Origin of the sequence: Gordonia sp. 852002-50816_SCH5313054-c (assembly GCF_001665925.1) — a bacterium.
Lineage (GTDB): Bacteria > Actinomycetota > Actinomycetes > Mycobacteriales > Mycobacteriaceae > Gordonia > Gordonia jacobaea.
Genome location: NZ_LZTE01000025.1, coordinates 166139 through 187992, shown reverse-complemented (window position 1 = coordinate 187992; position 21854 = coordinate 166139). Strand labels below are relative to the sequence as shown.

Here is a 21854-nt window from a genome sequence, read left to right as displayed (position 1 = left end):
CTGAGACCTACTTCGGAGATTGACCATCATGGCACCAGCAGACACTTTCACCTCGGGCCCGAGCCGCATCGTCGAGCCGTCCGGCCCCATCCCAGCAGGACAGCCCTCCTGGAACCCGCAACGCAGTTCCGCGATGCCCGTTCACCGCTACCGGCAATTCGCCGACGAGGTCGAGCAGATCTCGATCCCCGATCGCACCTGGCCAGACAAGGTGATCACCGCGGCACCGATGTGGTGCGCCGTGGATCTGCGCGACGGCAACCAGGCCCTGATCGACCCGATGAGTCCCGCTCGCAAGCGCCGCATGTTCGAGCTGCTGGTGCGCATGGGCTACAAGGAGATCGAGGTCGGTTTCCCGTCGGCGAGCCAGACCGACTACGACTTCGTTCGCGAAATCATCGAAGACGGGGCCATCCCCGACGACGTGACCATCCAGGTGCTGACGCAGTGCCGCGACGAGCTGATCGAGCGCACCTTCGAAGCGTGCCGCGGAGCGTCGAATGTGATTGTGCACTTTTACAATTCGACGTCGGTGCTGCAGCGTCGGGTCGTGTTCCGTGCCGACAAGTCGAAGATCACCGAGATCGCGACGCACGCCGCGCACAAGGTTCTCGAGGAGCAGCAGAAGTACCCGGACACCAACTGGCGCTACGAGTATTCGCCCGAGTCCTACACCGGCACGGAGCTGAGCTACGCCAAGGAAGTATGCGACGCGGTGAGCGAAATCATCGCTCCCACATCCGATAAGCCGCTCATCATCAACCTGCCTGCCACCGTCGAGATGGCAACACCGAACGTCTACGCCGATTCCATCGAGTGGATGAGCCGTAATCTCGCCCGCCGCGACTCGATCATCCTGAGCCTGCACCCGCACAACGATCGCGGAACCGCTGTCGCCGCAGCGGAACTCGGCTATCAGGCGGGCGCCGACCGCATCGAGGGCTGCCTGTTCGGCAACGGTGAGCGCACCGGCAATGTCTGCCTGGTGACACTGGGCATGAACATGTTCAGCCGCGGCGTCGACCCGCAGATCTCGTTCTCCGACATCGACGAGATCCGACGCACCGTCGAATACTGCAACCAGCTCGGTGTACCCGAACGCCACCCCTACGGCGGCGACCTGGTCTACACCGCATTCTCCGGCAGCCACCAGGACGCGATCAACAAGGGTCTCGACCAGATGAAGGTCGACGCCGACACCGCCGATTCCGACGTCGACGACATCCTGTGGCAGGTGCCCTATCTGCCGATCGACCCCAAGGATGTCGGCCGCAATTACGAAGCCGTCATCCGCGTCAACAGCCAGTCCGGCAAGGGCGGCGTCGCCTACATCATGAAGGCCGACCACGGCATGGACCTGCCGCGACGCCTGCAAATCGAGTTCAGCCGCGAGATCCAGAAGATCACCGACGGCGAGGGCGGCGAGGTCTCTCCCAAGGAGATGTGGGACGTCTTCGCCGACGAATACCTGCATCCGATCCGCCCGCTCGAGCGGATGCGCCAGAAGGTCGACGCCTCCGAGATCGACGGCGGCGACGACCACATCACCGCTGTGGTCAAGGTCGACGGCGCCGAGAAGGAGATCTCGGGCAGCGGCAACGGACCCCTCGCGGCATTCGTCGACGCGCTGTCGACCGTCGGATTCGACGTCCGCGTACTGGATTACGCCGAGCACGCACTCACCGCGGGCGGCGACGCCAGCGCGGCCGCCTACGTCGAGACCGAGGTCAACGGTGAAACCGTGTGGGGCGTCGGCGTTGCGTCGTCGATCACGACGGCGAGCCTGCGTGCCGTGGTGTCCGCAGTCAATCGCGCCTACCGCGTGACCGCTTCGGCTCCAGTGGAGACCGATGCCGCCCCACGTACCTGGGCGCCGTAAACCTTTCTCTCACCGATGAACTCACGGTGACGCGGGTACCCCCCGCCGTCGCTGTGTCAGGCAATGGGCCGAAACTCTCGTCAAGCGGGCGATCCCCGCGCGCGAGGTTTCGGCCCATTCCGTCTGCGCGACACTCGTAACCGACGTGAGCCCGTGTCCGAAGTCGACCCTGTGGTTCGGTTCCACCCTCTGTAGTTCGGCTTCACCCCGTAGTTCGGCTTCACCCTGTAGTCCGGTTCCACCCTGTAGACCCGTGTCACCCTGTAGTTTGTGAGACGGCAGCTGTGGAGAGCGTCGCGAAGGTGGTCGGTGTGATGACAGTTCGACGCCGAACCAAAAACCCTGCCCCATGACCGGCCTCGACACGCTCGGAAGGCGTGCACGCGCCGGCCTGACACAGACCATCGGCGTGCTGTTCGGTGCCGGGGCAGCAATCGGCCTGACGCACATCGGAGCCGCTCCACAGATCTCAACGTCATCGGTCGCGACCGTTCTCATCGGCCTCGGCGGCGCGGTGTTCGGCACACTTGCAGTGATCTTTTCGTTGCTGTTCCTCGTAGTCCAATGGGTGGCAACCACTTTCACACCCCGACTGACGCTCTTCCGGGACGCTCCCATCGTCTGGCGTACAGCCGCCGTGGCAATGAGCGTCATCGTTTTCTGCATCACCGCGATCCTCGCGTCGGGCAGCCGGGACACGATCTCGGCGAGTGTTCCGCTCGTGGCGGTCGTGGGTACCTTGGCCGTGCTTGTGCTGTTGCGCGTGGTACTGGCCAATGCCCTTGCCGCAACCCAGATCTCGCCGGTATTGACGACGATCTGCGAACACGGTCAGCAATCGATTGTCGCGACGTACCCCACGAGCGACGACCTCGACCCGCAGCAACCCGTCGACTCCACTGCCGAACCGCACAGCATCCCGTGGTCTCGCAATCCGTTGGTACTGCAGCGATTACACGTCGAGAGGCTGGTTCACCTCGCCGAATCCGCTGACGCCGTGATCGTCATGGAGCAGACGGTCGGGTCAACACTGCGCGCAGGCGCTACGCTCGCCCACGTGTACGGTCCTGCCGCACAAAGGAACGGCAACGGCGACAGCGACAGCGACACCGGAGAGATCGATACCGGAGCCTTCTTCGCTGCGCTCGACACCGGGCCGGAACGCACATTCGACGGCGATTCGCTCCTGGCATTCCGCCTCATCGCCGATATCGCACTCCGTGCCATGTCGCCTGCGATCAACGATCCCGCGACCGCGGCGCAGGCGGTCGACCAGATCGAATTCCTGTTGGTATCCGCGACGTCTATCGACGAGAGCGCGCGGCGCTGGCGCGATGCCGGTGGTCATCTCAGGCTCGTGGTCCCCCGACCGTCGTGGACGGACATGCTCGTCGTCGGATTCGACGATGTCATCGCAGCCTCGCTCGAATCCCCATTGATGCTCGCCCGACTCGACGCGGCACTCACTCGCGTATCGACCGTCGCGGCAACCGTCGAACAACGTACGCAACTCGCGCGACGACGCACGTGGGTCGCACAGGCGCGGGCCGACCGATTCCCCACCCTCGATCAGTGAACCTCTGCGTTTCGTGGTGTGAACCGACTTCGGATGCGCGACAGTTGAAGTCATGAGTGAGGCGACCACCGGAACCGGACAGCAGGACTCGACGCGAGTACCCGTCGGGAAACTACTCGCACTCACACCTGTCGCCCTACTCGTGGGTGTCGTATGTGCCCTGCTGCTGTGGGGAATCTCGGCCGTCGCCAGCACTCTCGAACACTTCCTCTGGCACACCGTGACGTCGTGGCTGGGCATCACCGACAGCACCTGGTGGTGGATTCTGCTCGTGCTGACCATCGCGGGCGTTCTGGTGGGACTGGTGATCCGATTCGCTCCCGGCCACGCCGGAGATGATCCCGCGACGCAGGAGTTGGTGTCCACACCGATCGCCGTCGGTGCAACCCCCGGCCTCGCGATCGCGGCGATCCTGGCGCTGGCAGGCGGCGTCAGCCTCGGTCCGGAGAGCCCGATCATGGTCATCAATGCGGCGATCGTGGTGGCCGTCGGTGTGCGCCTGATTCCGAGGATCGACCAGACCCAGTGGATGGGCCTCTCAACTGCTGCGACACTCGGCGCACTGTTCGGAACCCCGGTCGCCGCGGCCCTCATGCTGTCGGAGGCCAATCCCGGCGATCAGCGAATTCCCCTGTGGAATCGCCTGTATTTGCCCCTGGTCGCGGCGGCTACCGGATCGTTCGTCATCCTGCGCTTCACCGACCTCACGATGTCGATCGACCTACCGGAGGAAAAGGTTGGCAGCATCATCGACACCTTGATCGCCGTCGGGGTAGCCGTGGTCATCGCCGCATGCGGTGTTGTCGCGGCCTTCGTGTTCGATCCGCTGCACCGCGTGCTGCATCGCTCGCTACGAGACCCCATCATCCGGTTGACATTGGTGGGAGCGATCCTCGGCGGCCTCGGCATCCTTGGCGGAACGATCACGCTGTTCAAGGGCCTCGATCAGATGAAGGAACTGCCCGACCGGATCGGGACCACGACCGCCCTCGGGTTCTTCGCGTTCGCAGGCATCAAGATGTGTGCCATGCTGTTGGCCAGCGCGGGCGGCTTCCGTGGTGGTCGCATCTTTCCGTCTGTCTTCGCCGGTGCCGCAGCGGGATTCGGCATGCACGTGCTGTGGCCGTCGCTTCCGTTGACGATCACGGTGGCCGCGAGCATCGTCGGGATCGTCGTCGCGGCAACACGGAACGGCTGGATCAGCCTCTTCCTCGGACTCGCTGTTGTGCCGCAACTCGATCTGTTGATACCGCTCCTGTTCGCGACGCTGGCCGCGTGGCTTGTCGTGGCCAATGCCCCCGAATTGCGTGCGAAGCCGGTCGACGACCCGAGCCCCGACGCGGCAGGGAGCACCTGACGCGCACTGCGTACGGCCAGCCATAGTCCCCGCAGCCATTGTCCTCAGCTGCGTTTTACAGAAGGCGCCACTCGCGGGCACGGTCGACGGCGGCGCGGCGTGTCGATACCCCCAACTTGCGGTAGATCGACTGCTGGTGTGTCTTCACGGTGTTCACCGACACGAAGAGGTCCGCGGCTATCTCCGCCGACTTGTACATCGTTGGCAGATAACGCAATACGGCGAGCTCCCGCTCGGTGAGCGGGTCCGATGGAGTCGCAGGTCGAATCGTTGCGGCCCCATCGGCAGCTGTCAGCCGTACGAGAAGTGCCCGATCGAGTTCTGAGGGTTCAGCGTTCAGATGTCGATAGCGCGCCAGCAGAACAGTGATCTCCTCGCTGTGAGCCACGAAGGGCCGCAGCGCTCCGATCGGAGCCGCCGCATCGATGGCCTGCCCCATCCGCTCCAGTGCGATCGAGTCCAACCTGAGCCGATCCGCCGCGATCGCTGACAACAGCGCGGCCTCGACGACGAGCGTGCGGTGGGCCGCATACCGAGCCGGCGTACCCAGAAGGTCGAACGCGGCGCGTGGTTCATGCTGCGCGAGGAGGACTTCCGCACGCGCGATGGTGACGAGTTCGGCACTGAATTCGCTCGATGAAGAAGAGGTCGATGCGGGCAGCCCGGTCAGGATCTTCTCAGCGGAATCGACGTCGTCGCAGAGTAATTCGACGCGGGCCAGCGAGACCGCAACCCAGTGGTCGAGCAGAGGGAGTCCAGTGCAACTCGCGCTCAGCGCACGGAGGCGGCTCGCCGCCGCTCGCGCGGTATGCAGTTCACGCCGCGCGAGCGCAACGCCGACGGCCGCGATCTGAAGGACCACTGTCGCAGGCAGATCAGACCCGTGGAGAACGAGGTCGAAGCCGGAGTCGATGCACTCGCTTGCGGCGTCGAGTTCGTCTGTCTCCAGGTGCACCAAAGCGGAGGCGGCGTTGGCCGCAAGCAACTGGGGTTGCTGTGTCCAACCGCGTCGAACACCCAGTCTCGCGAGCATGTCGCTTCGACGTCCCGCTTCCGGGAGGTCACCCGCGATGACATCCAGTAGAGCCAGGTAGGCATGCGCCGCAGCCGAGGTGAGTGCCACCCCGGCACGATCAGCCTCGACCCGCACATCTTCCAAATGCACACGAGCACGGTCGAATTCGCCGCGAAGAACGAGGCTGATGGCTACGTTGGTCCGGCCGATGACCGCGTACGCACCTACCGCGGGCAGCTCGTTGCGCGATGCCCCGGTCGCGACGGTCAGCACTTCGTTCGCACTCTCGTACAGTTCCACGGGTGTGAAGACCCGAGCTGCGACCATCCGCGCCAGCGCGACGATGACCTGGGCCCATCGAGGTGGTTCGACGCCGCTCGCCAACAGCGCGGTCTCGGCATCCAAGGCGTTCTGGCGCATGGTTACGAAGTCCCGAGAATGATGCGCCACAACACTTGCCGCGAGAAGCACCTCCGGTCGCGGATCGCGTTCGACGACGTCGAGCGCAGGAGCCAACGCCGCCGCCAGCTCACCCCCGTGGATCGTCAGGATCAGTGGGAGTGCCGATTTTCCCACCACCTTCGCCACCGCGAGCCAGTCGCCCGCCGCGACCAGATGCCTGATCCCGGGGATGAGCTCACCGCTGTCCAGGTACCACTGTGCCGTCCGCCGATGGAGCGTCGAAATCTCCTGTGGGCGTTCAATAGTGAGTCGGTCGCGGAGAAACTCGCGTAGAAGGGGGTGATAGCGGAACCATCCGGCTCGGCCGGTCAATCGCACCGTCAACACGTTTCGCGCAACCAATTGTTCGAGAATCGCGCGGCTGTCAGCACGTCCGGTCAAGGCCTGCGCGAGATCCGCACAGACAACGGGCGTCACACTTGTGGCGAGCAGGAACTCACGATCGGAGCTGGCCACCCTCGCAAGTACCTCTTCGAGTAGATACGACGCCACCAGCTTGCCACCGCCGCCGAAGCCCGTCAGTGCCGCATGCACATCACCTCCGTATTCGACTGTGGCACTGAGCAAGGCCAACCGGATTCCGGCGGGCCAGCCTTGCGTCCGGTTCATCAGACGCTCCCGGCTCTCCGGGTCCAGCCCGAATCCGATGCGTGCACACAGATCTTCAGCTTCGCCTGGCGTGAACGCCAGTACGGCGGCATCGATCTCGCGAAGCCTTCCCATCACCTGCAGACGGCGCATCGGGATTCGCGGTTCCACGCGTGAGATGAGAACCAGATGCACTGTCAGAACGCCACACTCGATCACTCGGTGGATCGACTTCAGAAGGTCCACCGACGTGAGGCGATGGAAGTCGTCGATCACCAGCGTCACAGTCTCTGGTAGAGACGACAGGGCATCAACCAGACCCGCCACGTCAGAATCCCCGAATGCGGGTCCGGGCATGAACTCGGCGATCCGCGCTTCGTCGGCCACGACCGGAAGCATTCGAAGTGCCACGATCACGTCATGCCAAAACGCCGCAACGCCTACGCCTTCGCCCGCGGCGAGCCATGCGGTCCGATCGAGCCGATGTACGCTTTGCGCCCAAGCCGCGACAGCAAGAGTCTTCCCGTACCCGGCCCCGGCACACACCAAGGTCACGTCGCCGCCCCGTGCAGCGTCGAGCATCTCGTCGATGCGAGAACGCACCACAAACCCGGGAGGTAATGACGGTGGCGCGAAACGCAGACTCAGAATCGGCGGAGCTGCCGCGATTGTGTCTACTTCGAGTGCGTCGGGTTCACCCTCGCCGTCCTGACCGCTTCGTGGGGAGGGTACCGCGCCTTTCATGCACTGAATGGTACGACGACCAGCGCGAATGCGACGGGCGAATATTCCTCGCGAGGTCGCGCACGAGGTGCTGACCCCCTACGACGTGCGGTTCATTTCGCTCTGGGACTGTCAGTCGAATCGACTACGGTTGCAGCCGCGTCATCGCCGACGGTCTCGGTCACGACGGTCTCGGTGACAACGATCTCGGAGCTTTCAGGACTGGCACTCTCGACGACAAGATCCTTGGCAACAACGCTCCCGGCGGCCACTCCGCGGCGCGCGGGAGCGATGGCGAATTCGAAAGCCGCCAGGATGAGGCACGCGACGACCACCACCCAGAAGACGACCATGCCTGTCGGGTAGTGCCAGAACATAAGGACGAACGCAGCGATTATCGGGACCCCGAGACGCACGACGTACCGCAGCCGCCACAGTTGGACCTCCACCATCGACGCCGAGCGTTGCTTTCGACGACGATCGACCGATTCGAATCCCCCGGCGATGACACGTCGAGTGGCGGCCGCGGCACGAGTTCCGCCTGCGAAGAAGCCCACAAGTGCCAAGACGAGTCCGAGCACCGCCACCGCACGAAGGGCAGTGCGCAGCGGACTGATCACGGTGTCGAAGATCGCCTGGGCGGCGGCGGGAGACAAGACGTCTGCAGGCACGTTGTTCAGGTAGATCGTGCGACCGACGATGATGCCGATTGCCAACACCAGCATCGCGCCGACGACCGCGATCCCGATTGCTGTCAGGGTTCGGATACGGCGACCGACTCCCGCGAGTCCGATCGCAGCGAGAGCGACAAGAATCGCAAGCCACGGCAGCACGGTGGCGACCTTGTCGAGCGACCTCACGAGGTTCTGCGCCCGAGCGAGTTCCTTGGACTGCCAGACGACGAACTGCTTGTTCACCACGGGGATCTTGTCGGCGAAGGCGAACCCCTGCGCACTCAGCCGCTGCTTCACCTGGGTGATGATCGGCCCGAGCTCGATGCTGATCGATCCGTTGGTCGTGTCGACATTCACCGCGCCATGCTGCGTATCACCGGTCACCGCCGCAACAACAGCATCGTGCGCTTCGCGATTGGCCGTCGTCCACAGCGCAGCGAACTGATCAGAGCCGACGAACTGCGCCACCGTGTTGTGGATGAAGCTCTCCGCCTGTGCGCTGATCACCGGAGCGAGTCCGGTGATCGCCTGATCCACCCGGGGACGATCGGCCGGTGTGAGTTGAGTCAGTTCGTTGAGCGCATTCGACGTCACCTCTTCGATGTTCGCCTGCTGATTGATCTCGTTCGTGATCGAGTTGGTGACCTGTTGCTGCACAGCGGGATTCGATGCCAGTGGTGCGACGGTCGATACGTAATGATCGGTGTCGAGGATCTGACTCCTGACGTACCGCGTGGTGACCGACAGCAGCGTGAGTACCGCACACAGTATGACCAGCGCGACGACGCCGATCATTCGCCAGTTGATCCGCCGACGCTTGGACTCCTTGCCGACATCCGACGGTTGCCCCGACTTGATCTCGGCGATCTCGACGCGCAGACGTTCGAGTTCGGCTCGTTCGTCTGCGTCGAGACCGCGTCCCGATTCGCCTTCCGCGCTCACGACCGTCTCGGGCATGCGCGTCACCGCTCGTCGGCGACAGCCGCAACCGCGCCTGCCCGAATCGCGTCGACGAACACGCGATGATCCTCGTCATTCCTTTTCGCATAGCGCGATGCGAAACGCCTTACAGCCCTATCGAATTCGTCGTCGTCGCCGAGATAGTTCGCTATGGCAACCGCATCGCCCGACCGACCGTGACCGTAGGCGAGGACTCGACCGCACGCTCGCCCGTAGACCTCGAGACCCCGTGGGTCCAGACCCTCCACGACGATGGAGCCCTTTGCATCCCGAAGCTGCCTGAGGTAGAGATCACGCCGAACACCATCAGCTCCTGGACCTCCGGACCACCCCAGGAACACGTCGCTGACAGCTTGCGTAAGGCGCTGTCCCTCCACCACCCGCCTGCCCTCGTTGTCATATTTCGGACCGTCGAGATACCGTGCGAGAACTGATTTTTCGGCTTGCTTGGCCTGGAGCAGCAGCACATCGGATTCGTCTCGTCCGACCATCAGCAAGACCCACGCCTGAGTTCCCACGCTGCCAACCCCGACCACCTTGCGCGCCATGCGGACAAATGTGAATCTGTCGAACAGCACGCGGTAGTGGGGAGCGAGCGTCGCGCGAAGAGCGTCGACACGATCGGCAAGCTGACCGTACAGACGCGCTGTGACCTCCGCGTCCCACAGTTCTTCGATGGGCACGATGAGCGGAGGTTGGCTGACGAACTGCAATTCACCGTCGACGGTGGTGGTCAGCTTCTTGAGCGCAGACAGGCCGTCACGCGTCCACGCCTTGTCGATCTGCTTTCGCACGTTCTTCGCGGTCGATGAATCGATGAGATCGCGGATGTTCACCAGTTTTCGAGAGGGCTCGGCGCGTCGATACCAGCCGTCCAACGTGTCGAGTCCCGCGAGCGACGCGATGGACTCCCTGTACTCACGGGCACATGCACCGGCGATCCGCTTGGCGGTCTTGTTGTCGAATCCGTTGCCGCGTGCCGCAACCACGAGACTCGCGGCCAAGCGCTTCACGTCCCATTCGAACGGCCCAGGGTAGGTTTCGTCGAAGTCGTTGACGTCGAACGCCAGTTTGCGCTCAGGCGTGGCGAACAACCCGAAATTGGACAGATGCGCGTCGCCACACAGTTGCACGGTCAGGCCTGAGTTCTCGGTTCGAGCCAGGTCATCGGCCATGACGAGCGCTGCCCCGCGGTAGAAGGTGAAGGGAGAAACAGCCATTCGCCCGTATCTGACCGGAACGAGTTCCGGAACCCGGGTGCGCGCCTGATCTTGGAGTAGACCGATCGGGTCACGGCCCGATTCGTCGCCGAGGTCGCCGATGCCGCTGAGCGGCAACCGCTCCCGAGCCTGCAGCCCCAGATAGACACTCTCGGCACGGGTCCTGCGGCCAGGGCCGTCATAGCACGTCGCCGCGTCCGCGGGATCGACCACGCTCGTCATCGCCGTCACCTTCCTTGCGCCGCGTCAGATCTCGTCGGTCTCAGGACTCCACGCCGCCAACGCCCAGATTCCGACGATCGAGAGTGCGATCAGAGTGATCGACCACCACGGGTAGTACGGAATCCAGAGGAAGTTGGCTATCACGGAGAGTGACAAGAGCACGATCGCGAGCACCCGTGCAAATGTCTTTCCGAAAAACACCGCAATACCCGTCGCAGCGACGATGAGGCCGATGATCAGGTGGATCCAACCCCACGTCGTCAGGTTGAACTTATAGATGTAGTTGGTTCCTACGACGAAGACATTGTCAGCCGCGATGGCCGAGACACCCTGGAGGAACTCCAGTATCCCGACGACGAGCAGCACGCAGCCACTGACAATGGATAGCCCGCCTGCCCAACGCTGCTTCGTGGAAGGTGATGAGGTGGTCATGAAATTCCTACTCGTTGTTATCGATGTGGCTGTTAACGATGTGGTTGGAAATGAACACTGACGGATCGGCCGATTCTCAGAGACCGAGGATACGTCGCTTCTCCGATTCGAATTCCGTTTCGGTGAGAACACCTGAACTTCGAAGCTCACCGAGTTTCGTCAATGCAGCGATTCGGTCATCCGGCGCTGTTGTCTGTTCGGTGGGAACCGGCGGTTGCGGGTTCTGGACGGGCGCGGCCGCGTAGGCCTGGGGTGCTGCCTCGGCCGACCGTCTGGCCCACCGCTCGCCTTGACGACGCGACACCCTGTTGGACACCGCGGTTGCAGTCCCTGCAACCGCGGCCGTTCGGGCGACCCCGCGTAATAGTCCTGGCATGGCTGGTACCTGCACTTTCTCACTCGAGTGGTTCTCAGTTGAATCGATCGGGCATAACGCTTCAAGCAGAGCCCTGCGGTCAGCCCGACGTCGGTCAGTCGGTTGTGCCGAGGGCCTCGAGAATGGCATTGACGGGAATCCGCCCGGACGCGACCAGTTGAGCGCCGGCTCGCCGCAGGTCAGTGGCGAACGGAGCAGCCCACACGTTCTCGTAGACGACGAGAACGCCGAGGCAGCCGTCCGCCAGCACCGACGCCGCGTCGGCGAGGTCCTGATCGTCGAGCAGTCCGCTCGACGCCTCTGCGAGGACATTGGCGTCCAGATCAGCACCGACGTCGAGATCCGAGACCGCAAGCGCAGCAACACTATCGCCGTCTCGTCGGATCACTGCGAGATCCAGCACGCTGATCACATTTCGATCGACAAGATCGAGCAGGTGTATCAGCGCCGAGCCGTCTGGATTGTGATCGGCGGGAAATTCGACGAGAAGGTAATCGATAGGCCCCGTTTCCACATCGACGGGCACATCGGCAGAGGTTTCGGTCATATTCCCGATGCTGGCATCAATAGGATGCGACTACATCACCCGTATCGGGTGAGACATACGCTGATGATGAGCGCTCATACGATTCGAATGACTGAAATCACGGGTCGATCGTCGAGTCTTAGACCATGACGACATCGAAACCCCTTACCGGTGATACCGCGAGCTTGGCAGCGGAGGCCTACGTCTATATGTATCCCCTCGTCATCATGGAGGTCAGCCGTCGACAACAAACAGCACGGGGATCCTCGGGCAAACCGGGCTTCGGAGCCTCGAACGCCTTCCACCACATGCGGGCGTTTCCGACTGCGGATTTCCGCGCTATCGTCCGTCCGAATTTCGACACGCTGTACTCGTCCGCCTGGCTCGACCTGACCGGTGGAGCAGTCCTGATCGAACTTCCCGACAGCGACGGTCGCTACTACATGCTGCCACTACTGGACATGTGGACCGACGTGTTCGCGGTTCCGGGATCCCGTACGACGGGAAACACAGGCACGCGAATCATGGTGATACCACCGGGATTTGACGGCGATGTCCCCGACGATGCCCTCATCATCGAGGCCCCGACACCGTACGTGTGGGCCATCGGTCGGTCGCAGACCAACGGCCCGAGCGACTACGACGCCGTCGGCAAGTTCCAGGACGGCTTCACCATCACTCCGTTGGGCGGCCCGACCCGACCAGAGTCGAGCACTCCCATCGACCTGGACACCGAACCACTGCGCATCGTCGCGGAACTGTCTGCTCCTGAGTTCTTCACACTCGCAGCAGAGGTTCTGACAACTACGCCACCGCACCTCACGGATCAGTCCGTGCTGGCGCGTATCGCTGCAATCGGGATCGTCCCCGGACTGGAGTTCGACACATCGGGATTCGACGAGGCCGGCCTCACGGCACTCGAGTCGGGCATCGCGTCGGCGAGGAAGAAGCTGCCTGACATCTCCGGCCTCGGTGATCGCGTGAACGGCTGGCAGATCATGTCGCGATCGGTCGGCGTCTACGGCAACGACTATTTTCAACGAGCACAGCTCGCGCTGATCGGGTTGGGTGCCAACCCTCCCGAGGATGCGATCTATCCAGTCGTCGTGGCCGACGCCGACGGTCAGCCACTCGACGGGCACAACGATTACACAATCACGTTTCCCGCTGATGGCCTTCCACCCGTGAATGCCTTCTGGTCGGTCACGATGTACGACGCCGAGGGCTATCAGGTCGCCAATGAACTCGACCGGTTCGCGTTGGGCGATCGCGACGAACTGCGGTTCAACGACGACGGTTCGCTCGTCTTGTATCTGCAGCACGAGAATCCGGGTGGCGAGAAGACCGACAACTGGCTTCCCGCGCCACAGGCCGCGCTCGGCGTCACGATGCGCCTGTACGCTCCGCGCGCCGAGGTACTCGACGGGACATGGGCGCCGCCCGCTGTGCAGCGCGTGAAGCGCGCATCTCCAGACAGCGATGCCTGATCGGACGCCGCATCTCGACCACATCGATAGCGTCGAATCACTGTCTGCCGACCAAAACTGCGTCACCCGTACCAATTGTGAGGCCGACTACGATTTGCCTGGTCACAGCGACAACGCGCGCAACCGCGCGGACCATTGAGGCATGCAGATGCTAGTTCTCCTGGTCTCGGTGCTCGTCGCGTTGCCGCTCGTCGTCGCGGGGATCGGGGTTGTCATGGGTAAGGTCGCGGGCGCCGATCTCTGACCCTTGCCGGCGCGGCGGATCGTCGAACGCGAGTAGCGTGACGCGGGTGGAACGCATCGTCGTCGTTGGCGCGGACGCCGCCGGTATGAGTGCCGCTCATCAGGCACTTCGGACAGCAGAGGTCACCGCTCGCAGCGTCGAGGTGATCGCGCTCGAGCAGACGTCGGATACGTCGTACTCGGCATGCGGCATTCCGTACCTCGTCGCAGGCCTCGTCGACTCCGAGACCGATCTCGTTGCGCGCAGCGCCGCGCAACACCGGGAACTCGGCGTCGACCTCCGCATGGGAACGACGGTCACCGGAATCGACCGTGATCGGAAGGTCGTCTCGGTGACGTCGGAGTTCGACGAGTCGTCGGAGGTCGCCTACGACCAACTCGTCTTGTGCACCGGCGCCTCGGCGATGGTCCCGGACTGGGCGCGTGACGCGGACGGAACGCTGATCGACGGTGTCAATCCGGCGAAGACCCTTGAGGACGCGCGGTACTGGCTCGATCTGATTGCCGGCTCCGGCCGTCGAGGAGTCGTGGTCGGTGGCGGCTACATCGGCGTGGAGATGGCAGAGGCGTTGGCGGAGCGCGGATTCCAGACCACTCTCGCCACGCGCACCAGGGTGATGAGCAAGCTCGACCCGGAGATGAGCGACCGCATCGAAGAAGGAATGCGCGCCGCGGGCGTCACCGTCCTGACCGATACCGTCGTCGCGAGCGCCGACGCTGAGGGTGGCAGAATACGTTCCGTAACAACGGTTTCCGGCGACACAATCGAAGCCGACGTCGTGGTACTTGCGCTGGGCGTTCGGCCGTCGACCTCGCTGGGCGCCGCAGCAGGGTTGCCGATCGGCGTTCACGGCGGATACCTACCCGACGACCATCAGCGCGTCGCCGACGACATCTGGGCGGCGGGAGACTGCTGCGAGTCTCTCGACCGGATGACCGGGGAGCGAATCTTTGCACCGCTCGGAACACACGCCAACAAGCAGGGACGGGTGTGCGGTTTCAATCTGGGCGGCGACGAGAGTAAACGATTCGCCGGGGTGTTGGCGACGGCGATCACCCGATTCTCCTCCGGCCCAACCTATCTGGAGATCGCACGTACGGGAATGAACACCGAGGTCGCCGCGCGCTTCGGTCACGACGCCCTCACGCTGATCACCCAGAGCGACACCGCGAGCGGCTACATGGCCGAGGCCACCCCGATCACCGTGCTACTCACCGCCGACAAGTTGACCCGCCGCATCCTCGGCGCTCAGATCGTCGGCGGAGCGCAGTCGGGTAAACGTATCGACACCGTCGCCGCGGCGCTGTGGGGCGAGATGACCGTCGACGATCTCGCCGAGATGGACCTCGCGTACGCCCCGCCGTTCGCAACCGTCTGGGAGGCAGTGCAATTGGCCTCTCGGCGGGTGTCCGAACGGATCTGACCCCGGGGGGCCGCTTCCCGCTCACCGATTTCCTTGCGGCTTATTGAATTCAATAAGCGCGAGGGAAATGGGTGAGCGGGAAGGTCGACGTCGATCTGAATCGGTGCGGAGTGGAACCGCGCGGCCCGGCGCGGCGTCGAAGCTGCATGACGGATTCGGCGCTCCCCTCCACTCTCGGTCTCCCCGGCTACCCGCTCGATGAGTTCGGCCTGATCCGACGCGGCACCGCAAAGACAGCGGCATTCAGCGACAATGAGCTCTGCGCCGCAGTCGATCGTGGCCAGCTGATCAGGCTGGTACCCGGTGTATTGGTCCCGCGCACAGCCCAATTCGACGGCCATGCGGGCGCGCAGGCGTTGCACCGGCTCACCTCGATCGCAGTCGTCACGTCGGAGTTGAGCGGCGACACGCCGCATGTACTCAGCCATGCGTCGGCGGCGACGATGCACGGGCTGCGCATGCTCAAACCGAATCTCTCGCACGTGCACATGACGACCGGCCGCGCATCGGGGGGTTCGATTCGCAGCCTGCGCCCCCTGCACGGGGCGCCGCTCAGCGACGACGAGGTCACCGAGGTCGACGGCATCCGGGTCACGTCTATCGAGCGGACAGCGGTCGACGTCGCGTCGAGCGGCGACTTCGCGCAGGCACTGACCGTCCTCGAGGCGGCTCTGGCATTGGGCGCCGACCGGGCGAAGATGTCGGAGATCCTGGGCTCTCGACGTCGACGCGGTGCGCAACACGCTCGGCGGGCACTTCCCCTCGCGAACGGTCTCTCCCAGAGCGTCGGCGAATCATGGAGCAGTGCGCAGATGTACGAGGCGGACCTACCCGTTCCGCGTCAGCAGCACCGCTTCGTCTGCCCGTCCGGCACGTACGAGACGGACTTCGATTGGGACGGCAAACTGATCGGCGAGTTCGACGGTCTGGCCAAGTACGGCCGTCTGCTCCGCGAGGGCGAGTCGCCCGAGGACGCGGTGGTCCGCGAGGACGAACTCCGCGGCCTCGACACCATGGTGGTCCGCTGGATCTGGGCCACCCTCGAGCGACGTCTGCTCGCCGACCTTCTGCGCCCGTGGCTCGTCACCTACGAGATCATCCCGCCCCACCACGGTTCGCGCTCACCGGCTTACTTCCCGCTTATTGATTTCAATAAGCGGGAGGGAAACGGGTGAGCGGGAGCCCGCACGGCAGCGCGATTCATCCGTCGGACGTGCTCCCCGCGAGCACGAAGTCCCGAAAGCGCGACGCGACGTCGCTCAGTGGCCGACCGCGAAACCACGTCAGCCCGATCTCGCGCGTTTCACCCGCGAGTGGGATGAGTTCGACGCCGGGATGGCGCGCCGACTCCTCGACCGGCACCAGTCCGACGCCGAGCCCCGCGGCGACGAGGCCGGACACCGTCGCGAGCTCCGACGATTCGAAGGCGATCGTCGGCGTGAGATCGTGTGCGGCGCAGATCTCGTCGAAGATCCGCCGCATGCCGTAGCCGTGCTGCATCACGATGAACTCCTCGTCTGCGGCCTCAGCGATACCTATGGTCTCCCGGCCCGAGAAGCGGTGATCGCGGGGTACCACGAGCGCGAGTTCTTGTTCGGCGACGCGCGCCCAGGCCATGTCGGTGCGCATAGGGCGGGGGGCGACGATCGCGAGGTCGGCGTCGCCGTCGACCACATGCCCGACGACGGTCGCCGCCGCATCTTGGGTCAGCGTGAAACGTGCCGATGGGTTCTCCACCCGGAACCGGCTGATGAGGTCGGGCACCAACCCCAGTCCGAACGAATGCAGGAACGCCAACCGCACCGCACCGCGGGCTGGAGCGCGCATCTCCTCGATCTCCCGACGTCCGGCTTCCAACTGCGACGCCGCGCGACGCGCCCTGTCGAGGTAGGCGCGTCCGAACCGGTTCAGCACGAGGCGTCGACCATCGCGGTCGAAGAGCGGCACGCCGAGGTCGCGTTCCAGACGACCCAGGAAGCGCGAGAGCGTCGGCTGCGACGAATGGACCCGGTCGGCGGCCGCGGTCAGGTTCTCTGCCTCGGCGATGGCGATGAACCACCGCAGGTCGTCGTACATCTGGCCATTCTAGCTGTGGTTATTCATTACTGAATGACTCAGTGGTCAAACATTCATTTCCTAATGACCACTGCGCGGCTCAGACTCGATGGAGTGACAGCAACCGTCCTCCCCGCGACCCCCGACCGCGCGCCCGTCAAACACTCCCCCGGCTCGCCCGGATACCGACGTGCCACACTCTCGCTGTTCGCCGCCGGGATGACGACGTTCATGGCGCTGTACTACGTGCAGGGCCTGCTGCCGCAACTCTCGTCGCACTTCGACGTCTCGCCGACGACGTCGGCTCTGGCCGTCTCGCTCACGACCGGCCTGCTCGCAGTTGCGATCATCCCGGCCAGCGCGCTGTCGGAGCGTTATGGCCGGGTGCGACTCATGGTCGGGTCCGCAGTTGCCGCCTCGGTCATCGGACTCCTGCTTCCGTGGGCGCCGTCGATCGAGTTACTCCTGGCCGGCCGCGCCCTGCAGGGACTGCTGTGCGCCGGAGTGCCCGCCGTCGCCATGGCGTATCTGGCCGAAGAAGTCGACGGCATGTCGCTCGGCGGTGCGATGGGGCGCTACGTCGCGGGCACTACGATCGGCGGTCTCGTCGGACGGCTCATTCCGGGTTTTGCTGTCGACTTTGTGTCCTGGCAGTGGGCACTCGAGATCGCCGCGCTGGTGTCTCTTGCATTCGCGATTGCGTTCTGGCGCATGGTGCCCGGCTCACAGTTCTTCACTCCACAGCCAGTCTCGCTGCGCACGACCGGGCGCAATCTGGTTGCGCACCTTCGTGATCCGGGTCTGCTGTCGCTCTTCGCCCTGGCCTTCGTGCTGATGGGCGGCTTTGTCACCGTCTACAACTTCATCGGATATCGGCTTCTGGGTGGACCTTTCGGACTGCCGGCGGGAATCGTCGCGGCAATCTTCTTCATGTATCTGGCGGGTACGGTGTCGTCGGCGTGGGGCGGCAGACTGGCCGACCGGCTCGGTCGACGCCGGGTACTCGTGACTGCGACGTCGATCATGCTTGTGGGATTGTTGATCACGATTCCGGATCATCTGTGGTCGGTGATCGTCGGGCTATTCCTGTTCACCGCAGGGTTTTTCGCCGCGCACTCGGTGGCAAGCGGTTGGGTGTCCGCACGGGCGACCGAGCATCGCGCCGAGGCGTCGTCGCTGTATCTCTTCCACTACTACCTCGGCAGCTCCGTGGTCGGTGCGCTCGGCGGCCTGATGTACTCGGCATTCGGCTGGGCGGGGGTCGCGGTGTACGTCGGAACGCTCACCGCCGCAGGGGTTCTGCTCGCGGCGCTTCCGCGCCGTCGACGTTCGGCGTAATGCGCTCAGGCGCCGTACCGAGCAGCCGCGGCAGCGAGGGCGTCGACCACCGAAGTCACCGCGCGACGCGGTCGCGGCCTGGTCAGCGCCTCGTACACGCGCGCCGCCCGAACACCCTGCAATTCAAGTGGTTTCACTCCGGGATGGCGTGATGCGTGACGCGGCATCAAGGCGATTCCCTGACCAGCCGCGACGAGTGCCTCGATGGTCGTGAAGTCGAGCATTCGCTGCGTGACTCTCGGCGCAACGCCTGTGATGGCCGAGATCGACAGCAGCACATCGTCGACGGGAAAGCCGCCCTCGACGCTGATCCAGTCATGGTCTGCAAGCTCGGTGACCGCGACCGAATCACGCTCTGCAAGAGACGAGTTGCGCGATACGACGACGTCGAGCGGCTCGCGCATCAACTCGGTGACGCGCACACGCGGCGAACTGACAGGTGGCGTGCGCTCGTCTCGGTGTGTCACCACGACGTCGAAGTCGGCGAGAGCGGGCGGAGCGTCGGGGTAGCCGACGTCGAGGTGCGACGCGTCGATCTCGATCGCATCGGAGGCCGCACGGTCGAGGACGGTCGGCAAGAGGAGTGTCGCGCCAGAGGGGAACATCGCGAGCCGGACCCGCGATCGACCCGAGCGGTACGCGGCCATCTCCTCCTGTGCTCGCTCGACCGCAGCGATCACCTCGTCGGCGCGCAGCACGAGAGCCTGCCCCGCCGAAGTCAGTCGCACCCGCCGACCATCGGCCTCGAGCAACTCGACGCCCGCCTCCTTGGTGAGCACCTTGAACTGCTGCGAGACGGCCGACGGCGTCATGTGCATCGCGTCGGCGACCGCCCCAACGGAACCGCGGTCGGCGAACTCCCTCAGCAGCCGCAGGCGCTTGACGTCCATGAAGCGATGCTACGACGACGCTTGGTCATGCGGCCTTGATGCTTAACGATTCCGCGACACGTAGCACCTCTGTTTCTGGCGTCCGTCACGGAATAAATGGACCACGGTCCGGTTATATCTGACATGACCAAGAAAATCGGCTTCCTGTCCTTTGGACACTGGTCGGCGTCTCCGGGTTCGCAAGCCCAGACGGCGTCAGATGTCTTGCATCAATCCATCGACCTCGCCGTTGCCGCCGAAGAGCTCGGCGCAGACGGCGCGTACTTCCGCGTGCACCACTTCGCACGCCAGCTCGGCTCACCATTTCCGCTGCTCGCAGCGGTTGGCGCAAAGACCAACAGCATCGAGATCGGCACCGGCGTGATCGACATGCGCTACGAAAATCCCATGTACATGGCCGAGGACGCGGGCGCAGCCGACCTCATCTCCGACGGTCGACTCCAACTCGGCATCAGCAGGGGATCCCCCGAGCAGGTGATCGACGGGTACAAGTACTTCGGGTACGTCCCGGCCGAGGGTGAAACCGACGCCGACATGGCACGCCAGCACACCGACGTCTTCCTCAAGGTGATCGAGGGCGCGGAGTTCGCACAGCCGAACCCGCGGCCGATGTTCCCCCACCCGCCGGGCATGCTTCGCATCGAGCCCTACTCCGAGGGTCTGCGCGACCGCATCTGGTGGGGCGCGGGCAGCCGGGCCACCGCAAAGTGGACGGCCGAGAAGGGCATGAACCTCATGAGTTCGACGCTGCTGACCGAGGACACGGGCATCCCGTTCCACAAGTTGCAGGCCGAGCAGATCGAGCGCTTCCGCGACGCGTGGGAGAAGGCCGGCCACACTCGCGAGCCACGAGTTTCAGTGAGCCGCAGCATCTTCCCGCTGACCACCGACATGGACCGCGCCTACTTCGGACGTGATCGCAACGACCAGGATCAGGTCGGTCACCTCGAAGGCGGACTGGCACGGTTCGGACGTAGCTACGCCGCAGAGCCCGACAAGCTCATCGAGGAGCTGCGCGAAGACGAGGCCATCGCGGCCGCCGACACGCTGCTGCTGACGATCCCCAACCAGCTCGGCGTCGAATACAACGCCCACGTGATGGAGTCGATCCTCAACGACGTCGCTCCCGCACTCGGCTGGCGGTAACGCTCCGCTGGCGGCAATACGCCTCTGACCCAACGCCGACGGCACCGACTTCCGGTGCCGTCGGCGTTTTGCGTTGTGGGCTGCGATCCTTCGACGCCGTCAGCGCGCCGGCGCGGCGATTTTATGAAGCTGTCCTACATCTTTAGTGCACTTTATTTCGATTGTGCTTCACTCCCGAAGCCTCGAACATGAGTACATGACAACGCGCGACCGCATGCTGGCACTCACCGTCGTCGTGCTGTGGGGTTTGAACTTCATCGCGATTCGCCTGGGCCTCAACCACTTCCCTCCGTTCTTCTTCGCCGCACTCCGGTTCGCGGGCATGGCCGTGCCGGTGGTGCTGTTCGTGCGGTTCCCGCGAATGCAGATCAAATGGTTTCTGTTGTACGCGTTCGGATTCGGCGTCGGACAGTTCGCATTCCTTTTTCTCGCGATGAACATCGGAATGCCGACAGGCCTCGCGTCGCTGGTGCTGCAGACGTCGGCCCCGTTCACGGTGCTGCTCGGCGTCGTGTTCTTGCGGGAGCGACTCGTGCCGGCGCAGGTGGTCGGAATCGCAGTCGCAGTTGGCGGAATCGTTCTGATCGGAGTCGACCGCGCGGGCCACAGTTCGCTCGGAGTCGGCATCGTCGTTCCGATCCTTCTCACCGTTCTGGCGGGACTGTCCTGGGCATTCGGCAACATCGGAAACCGCCTCGCGTTGCCGCCGAACTCCGGTGATGCGCTGCGGATGACGCTGTGGATGTCGGTGGTGCCGCCGATCCCGCTGTATTTGCTGAGTCTCGCTGTCGATGGACCATCCGCGGGCTTCCACGCCATGGCCACACTCGGCTCCACGTCAGGTCTCATCGCGCTGGCTGGGCTGGCATATGTGGTGCTGCTCGGGACCATCGCCGGGTCAGGTCTGTGGACGTCGCTGATGCAGCGCTACCCGGCCAGCCGAGTCGCGCCGATGTCGCTGCTGGTTCCCGTCGTGGGGATCACCGCAGCGTGGCTCTTCCTCGGCGAGCAACCTACCTACGTCGAGATCGGCGGAGCCGCGCTGGTCATCGCCGGATGCGCGGCAGGAGCGCTCGCCGCCCCACGATCACGCGCCCACACCACACCCCCTCCCGTTTTCAGTCATTCCCACGGCGACTCCGCCGCAAAAGACCAGGTCGGAGTAGGCAGCGCCGCCGAAAATGACTGAAAACGGGGCGCGGCAACTAGCTCCCCATCCGAAAGCTCCGGCGCGATCGATACGTTGCCATCGATAGCCGCC

The 21854-nt window shown here is 64.2% G+C and carries 17 protein-coding genes; 9 read left to right on the top strand and 8 right to left on the bottom strand.

All coding sequences use genetic code 11. The features are described 5' to 3' along the window. Positions 1–28: 28 nt before the first annotated feature. The 3 genes from leuA to A5788_RS03805 all read left to right on the top strand — a co-directional run bounded on the left by leuA (position 29) and on the right by A5788_RS03805 (position 4812). Positions 29–1879, top strand: a complete 1851-nt coding sequence (gene leuA / locus A5788_RS03815) for a 2-isopropylmalate synthase (RefSeq protein ID WP_049700528.1) — start codon at positions 29–31, stop codon at positions 1877–1879. A 349-nt stretch (positions 1880–2228) separates the two neighbouring features. Continuing rightward, the gene (locus A5788_RS03810; RefSeq protein ID WP_049700527.1) at positions 2229–3455 is read left to right on the top strand and encodes a DUF2254 family protein; all 1227 of its coding nucleotides are present in this window, start codon (positions 2229–2231) and stop codon (positions 3453–3455) included. 52 nt (positions 3456–3507) lie between these two features. Continuing rightward, positions 3508–4812 (top strand): ion channel protein, encoded by a 1305-nt coding sequence (locus tag A5788_RS03805; protein ID WP_049700526.1) that lies wholly within the window; start codon positions 3508–3510, stop codon positions 4810–4812. A gap of 55 nt (positions 4813–4867) precedes the next feature. On the opposite strand, the gene A5788_RS24420 is transcribed toward A5788_RS03805, so the two are convergent. The 6 genes from A5788_RS24420 to A5788_RS03775 form a co-directional block, all read right to left on the bottom strand. Beyond that, positions 4868–7621 (bottom strand): LuxR C-terminal-related transcriptional regulator, encoded by a 2754-nt coding sequence (locus A5788_RS24420; protein WP_064868902.1) that lies wholly within the window; start codon positions 7619–7621, stop codon positions 4868–4870. 92 nt (positions 7622–7713) lie between these two features. Beyond that, positions 7714–9231: a hypothetical protein gene (locus A5788_RS03795; RefSeq protein ID WP_049700633.1), complete on the bottom strand. Its 1518-nt coding sequence runs from the start codon at positions 9229–9231 to the stop codon at positions 7714–7716. A gap of 5 nt (positions 9232–9236) precedes the next feature. Next, positions 9237–10676: a DUF2252 domain-containing protein gene (locus A5788_RS03790; protein ID WP_082937867.1), complete on the bottom strand. Its 1440-nt coding sequence runs from the start codon at positions 10674–10676 to the stop codon at positions 9237–9239. 24 nt (positions 10677–10700) lie between these two features. Continuing rightward, on the bottom strand, positions 10701–11108 hold the full coding sequence (locus A5788_RS03785; RefSeq protein ID WP_049700524.1) for a DUF7144 family membrane protein: 408 nt from the start codon (positions 11106–11108) through the stop codon (positions 10701–10703). Between the two features lie 76 nt (positions 11109–11184). Continuing rightward, on the bottom strand, positions 11185–11484 hold the full coding sequence (locus A5788_RS03780; RefSeq protein WP_049700523.1) for an SHOCT domain-containing protein: 300 nt from the start codon (positions 11482–11484) through the stop codon (positions 11185–11187). A 94-nt stretch (positions 11485–11578) separates the two neighbouring features. Next, positions 11579–12031: a DUF6325 family protein gene (locus A5788_RS03775; RefSeq protein WP_049700522.1), complete on the bottom strand. Its 453-nt coding sequence runs from the start codon at positions 12029–12031 to the stop codon at positions 11579–11581. A 125-nt stretch (positions 12032–12156) separates the two neighbouring features. Here A5788_RS03775 and A5788_RS03770 point away from each other — a divergent pair, with 125 nt between their 5' ends. The 3 genes from A5788_RS03770 (at position 12157) to A5788_RS03760 (ending at position 16339) form a co-directional block, all read left to right on the top strand. Continuing rightward, positions 12157–13497 (top strand): DUF1254 domain-containing protein, encoded by a 1341-nt coding sequence (locus A5788_RS03770; protein ID WP_049700521.1) that lies wholly within the window; start codon positions 12157–12159, stop codon positions 13495–13497. Between the two features lie 290 nt (positions 13498–13787). Then, positions 13788–15164 (top strand): FAD-dependent oxidoreductase, encoded by a 1377-nt coding sequence (locus A5788_RS03765; protein WP_231894111.1) that lies wholly within the window; start codon positions 13788–13790, stop codon positions 15162–15164. A 146-nt stretch (positions 15165–15310) separates the two neighbouring features. After that, the gene (locus A5788_RS03760; protein WP_064865168.1) at positions 15311–16339 is read left to right on the top strand and encodes a hypothetical protein; all 1029 of its coding nucleotides are present in this window, start codon (positions 15311–15313) and stop codon (positions 16337–16339) included. 25 nt (positions 16340–16364) lie between these two features. Here A5788_RS03760 and A5788_RS03755 read toward each other — a convergent pair whose 3' ends face one another. Then, complete coding sequence (locus A5788_RS03755; protein WP_064865164.1) at positions 16365–17240, bottom strand: LysR family transcriptional regulator; 876 nt, start codon at positions 17238–17240, stop codon at positions 16365–16367. 63 nt (positions 17241–17303) lie between these two features. Here A5788_RS03755 and A5788_RS03750 point away from each other — a divergent pair, with 63 nt between their 5' ends. Then, positions 17304–18557: an MFS transporter gene (locus tag A5788_RS03750; RefSeq protein WP_064865160.1), complete on the top strand. Its 1254-nt coding sequence runs from the start codon at positions 17304–17306 to the stop codon at positions 18555–18557. A 5-nt stretch (positions 18558–18562) separates the two neighbouring features. Here the strand turns inward: A5788_RS03750 and A5788_RS03745 are convergent, their stop codons facing one another. Next, entirely contained in the window at positions 18563–19447 is an 885-nt protein-coding gene (locus A5788_RS03745) for a LysR family transcriptional regulator (RefSeq protein ID WP_064865157.1), read from the bottom strand. 123 nt (positions 19448–19570) lie between these two features. On the opposite strand from A5788_RS03745, the gene A5788_RS03740 reads away from it, so the two are divergent. After that, positions 19571–20593 carry an LLM class flavin-dependent oxidoreductase gene (locus A5788_RS03740; protein WP_049700516.1) on the top strand — a complete coding sequence of 341 codons (1023 nt, stop codon included), beginning with the start codon at positions 19571–19573 and terminating at the stop codon, positions 20591–20593. A 196-nt stretch (positions 20594–20789) separates the two neighbouring features. Further along, complete coding sequence (locus A5788_RS03735) at positions 20790–21782, top strand: EamA family transporter (protein ID WP_049700515.1); 993 nt, start codon at positions 20790–20792, stop codon at positions 21780–21782. Positions 21783–21854: the final 72 nt, after the last annotated feature.

Bases quoted from the DNA above. Each gene is read 5' to 3' on its own strand.
- leuA (WP_049700528.1), top strand. From the start codon at position 29: ATGGCACCAGCAGACACTTTCACCTCGGGCCCGAGCCGCATCGTCGAG.
- A5788_RS03810 (WP_049700527.1), top strand. From the start codon at position 2,229: ATGACCGGCCTCGACACGCTCGGAAGGCGTGCACGCGCCGGCCTGACA.
- A5788_RS03805 (WP_049700526.1), top strand. From the start codon at position 3,508: ATGAGTGAGGCGACCACCGGAACCGGACAGCAGGACTCGACGCGAGTA.
- A5788_RS24420 (WP_064868902.1), bottom strand. From the start codon at position 7,621: ATGAAAGGCGCGGTACCCTCCCCACGAAGCGGTCAGGACGGCGAGGGT.
- A5788_RS03795 (WP_049700633.1), bottom strand. From the start codon at position 9,231: ATGCCCGAGACGGTCGTGAGCGCGGAAGGCGAATCGGGACGCGGTCTC.
- A5788_RS03790 (WP_082937867.1), bottom strand. From the start codon at position 10,676: ATGACGAGCGTGGTCGATCCCGCGGACGCGGCGACGTGCTATGACGGC.
- A5788_RS03785 (WP_049700524.1), bottom strand. From the start codon at position 11,108: ATGACCACCTCATCACCTTCCACGAAGCAGCGTTGGGCAGGCGGGCTA.
- A5788_RS03780 (WP_049700523.1), bottom strand. From the start codon at position 11,484: ATGCCAGGACTATTACGCGGGGTCGCCCGAACGGCCGCGGTTGCAGGG.
- A5788_RS03775 (WP_049700522.1), bottom strand. From the start codon at position 12,031: ATGACCGAAACCTCTGCCGATGTGCCCGTCGATGTGGAAACGGGGCCT.
- A5788_RS03770 (WP_049700521.1), top strand. From the start codon at position 12,157: ATGACGACATCGAAACCCCTTACCGGTGATACCGCGAGCTTGGCAGCG.
- A5788_RS03760 (WP_064865168.1), top strand. From the start codon at position 15,311: ATGACGGATTCGGCGCTCCCCTCCACTCTCGGTCTCCCCGGCTACCCG.
- A5788_RS03755 (WP_064865164.1), bottom strand. From the start codon at position 17,240: ATGTACGACGACCTGCGGTGGTTCATCGCCATCGCCGAGGCAGAGAAC.
- A5788_RS03750 (WP_064865160.1), top strand. From the start codon at position 17,304: ATGACCACTGCGCGGCTCAGACTCGATGGAGTGACAGCAACCGTCCTC.
- A5788_RS03745 (WP_064865157.1), bottom strand. From the start codon at position 19,447: ATGGACGTCAAGCGCCTGCGGCTGCTGAGGGAGTTCGCCGACCGCGGT.
- A5788_RS03740 (WP_049700516.1), top strand. From the start codon at position 19,571: ATGACCAAGAAAATCGGCTTCCTGTCCTTTGGACACTGGTCGGCGTCT.
- A5788_RS03735 (WP_049700515.1), top strand. From the start codon at position 20,790: ATGACAACGCGCGACCGCATGCTGGCACTCACCGTCGTCGTGCTGTGG.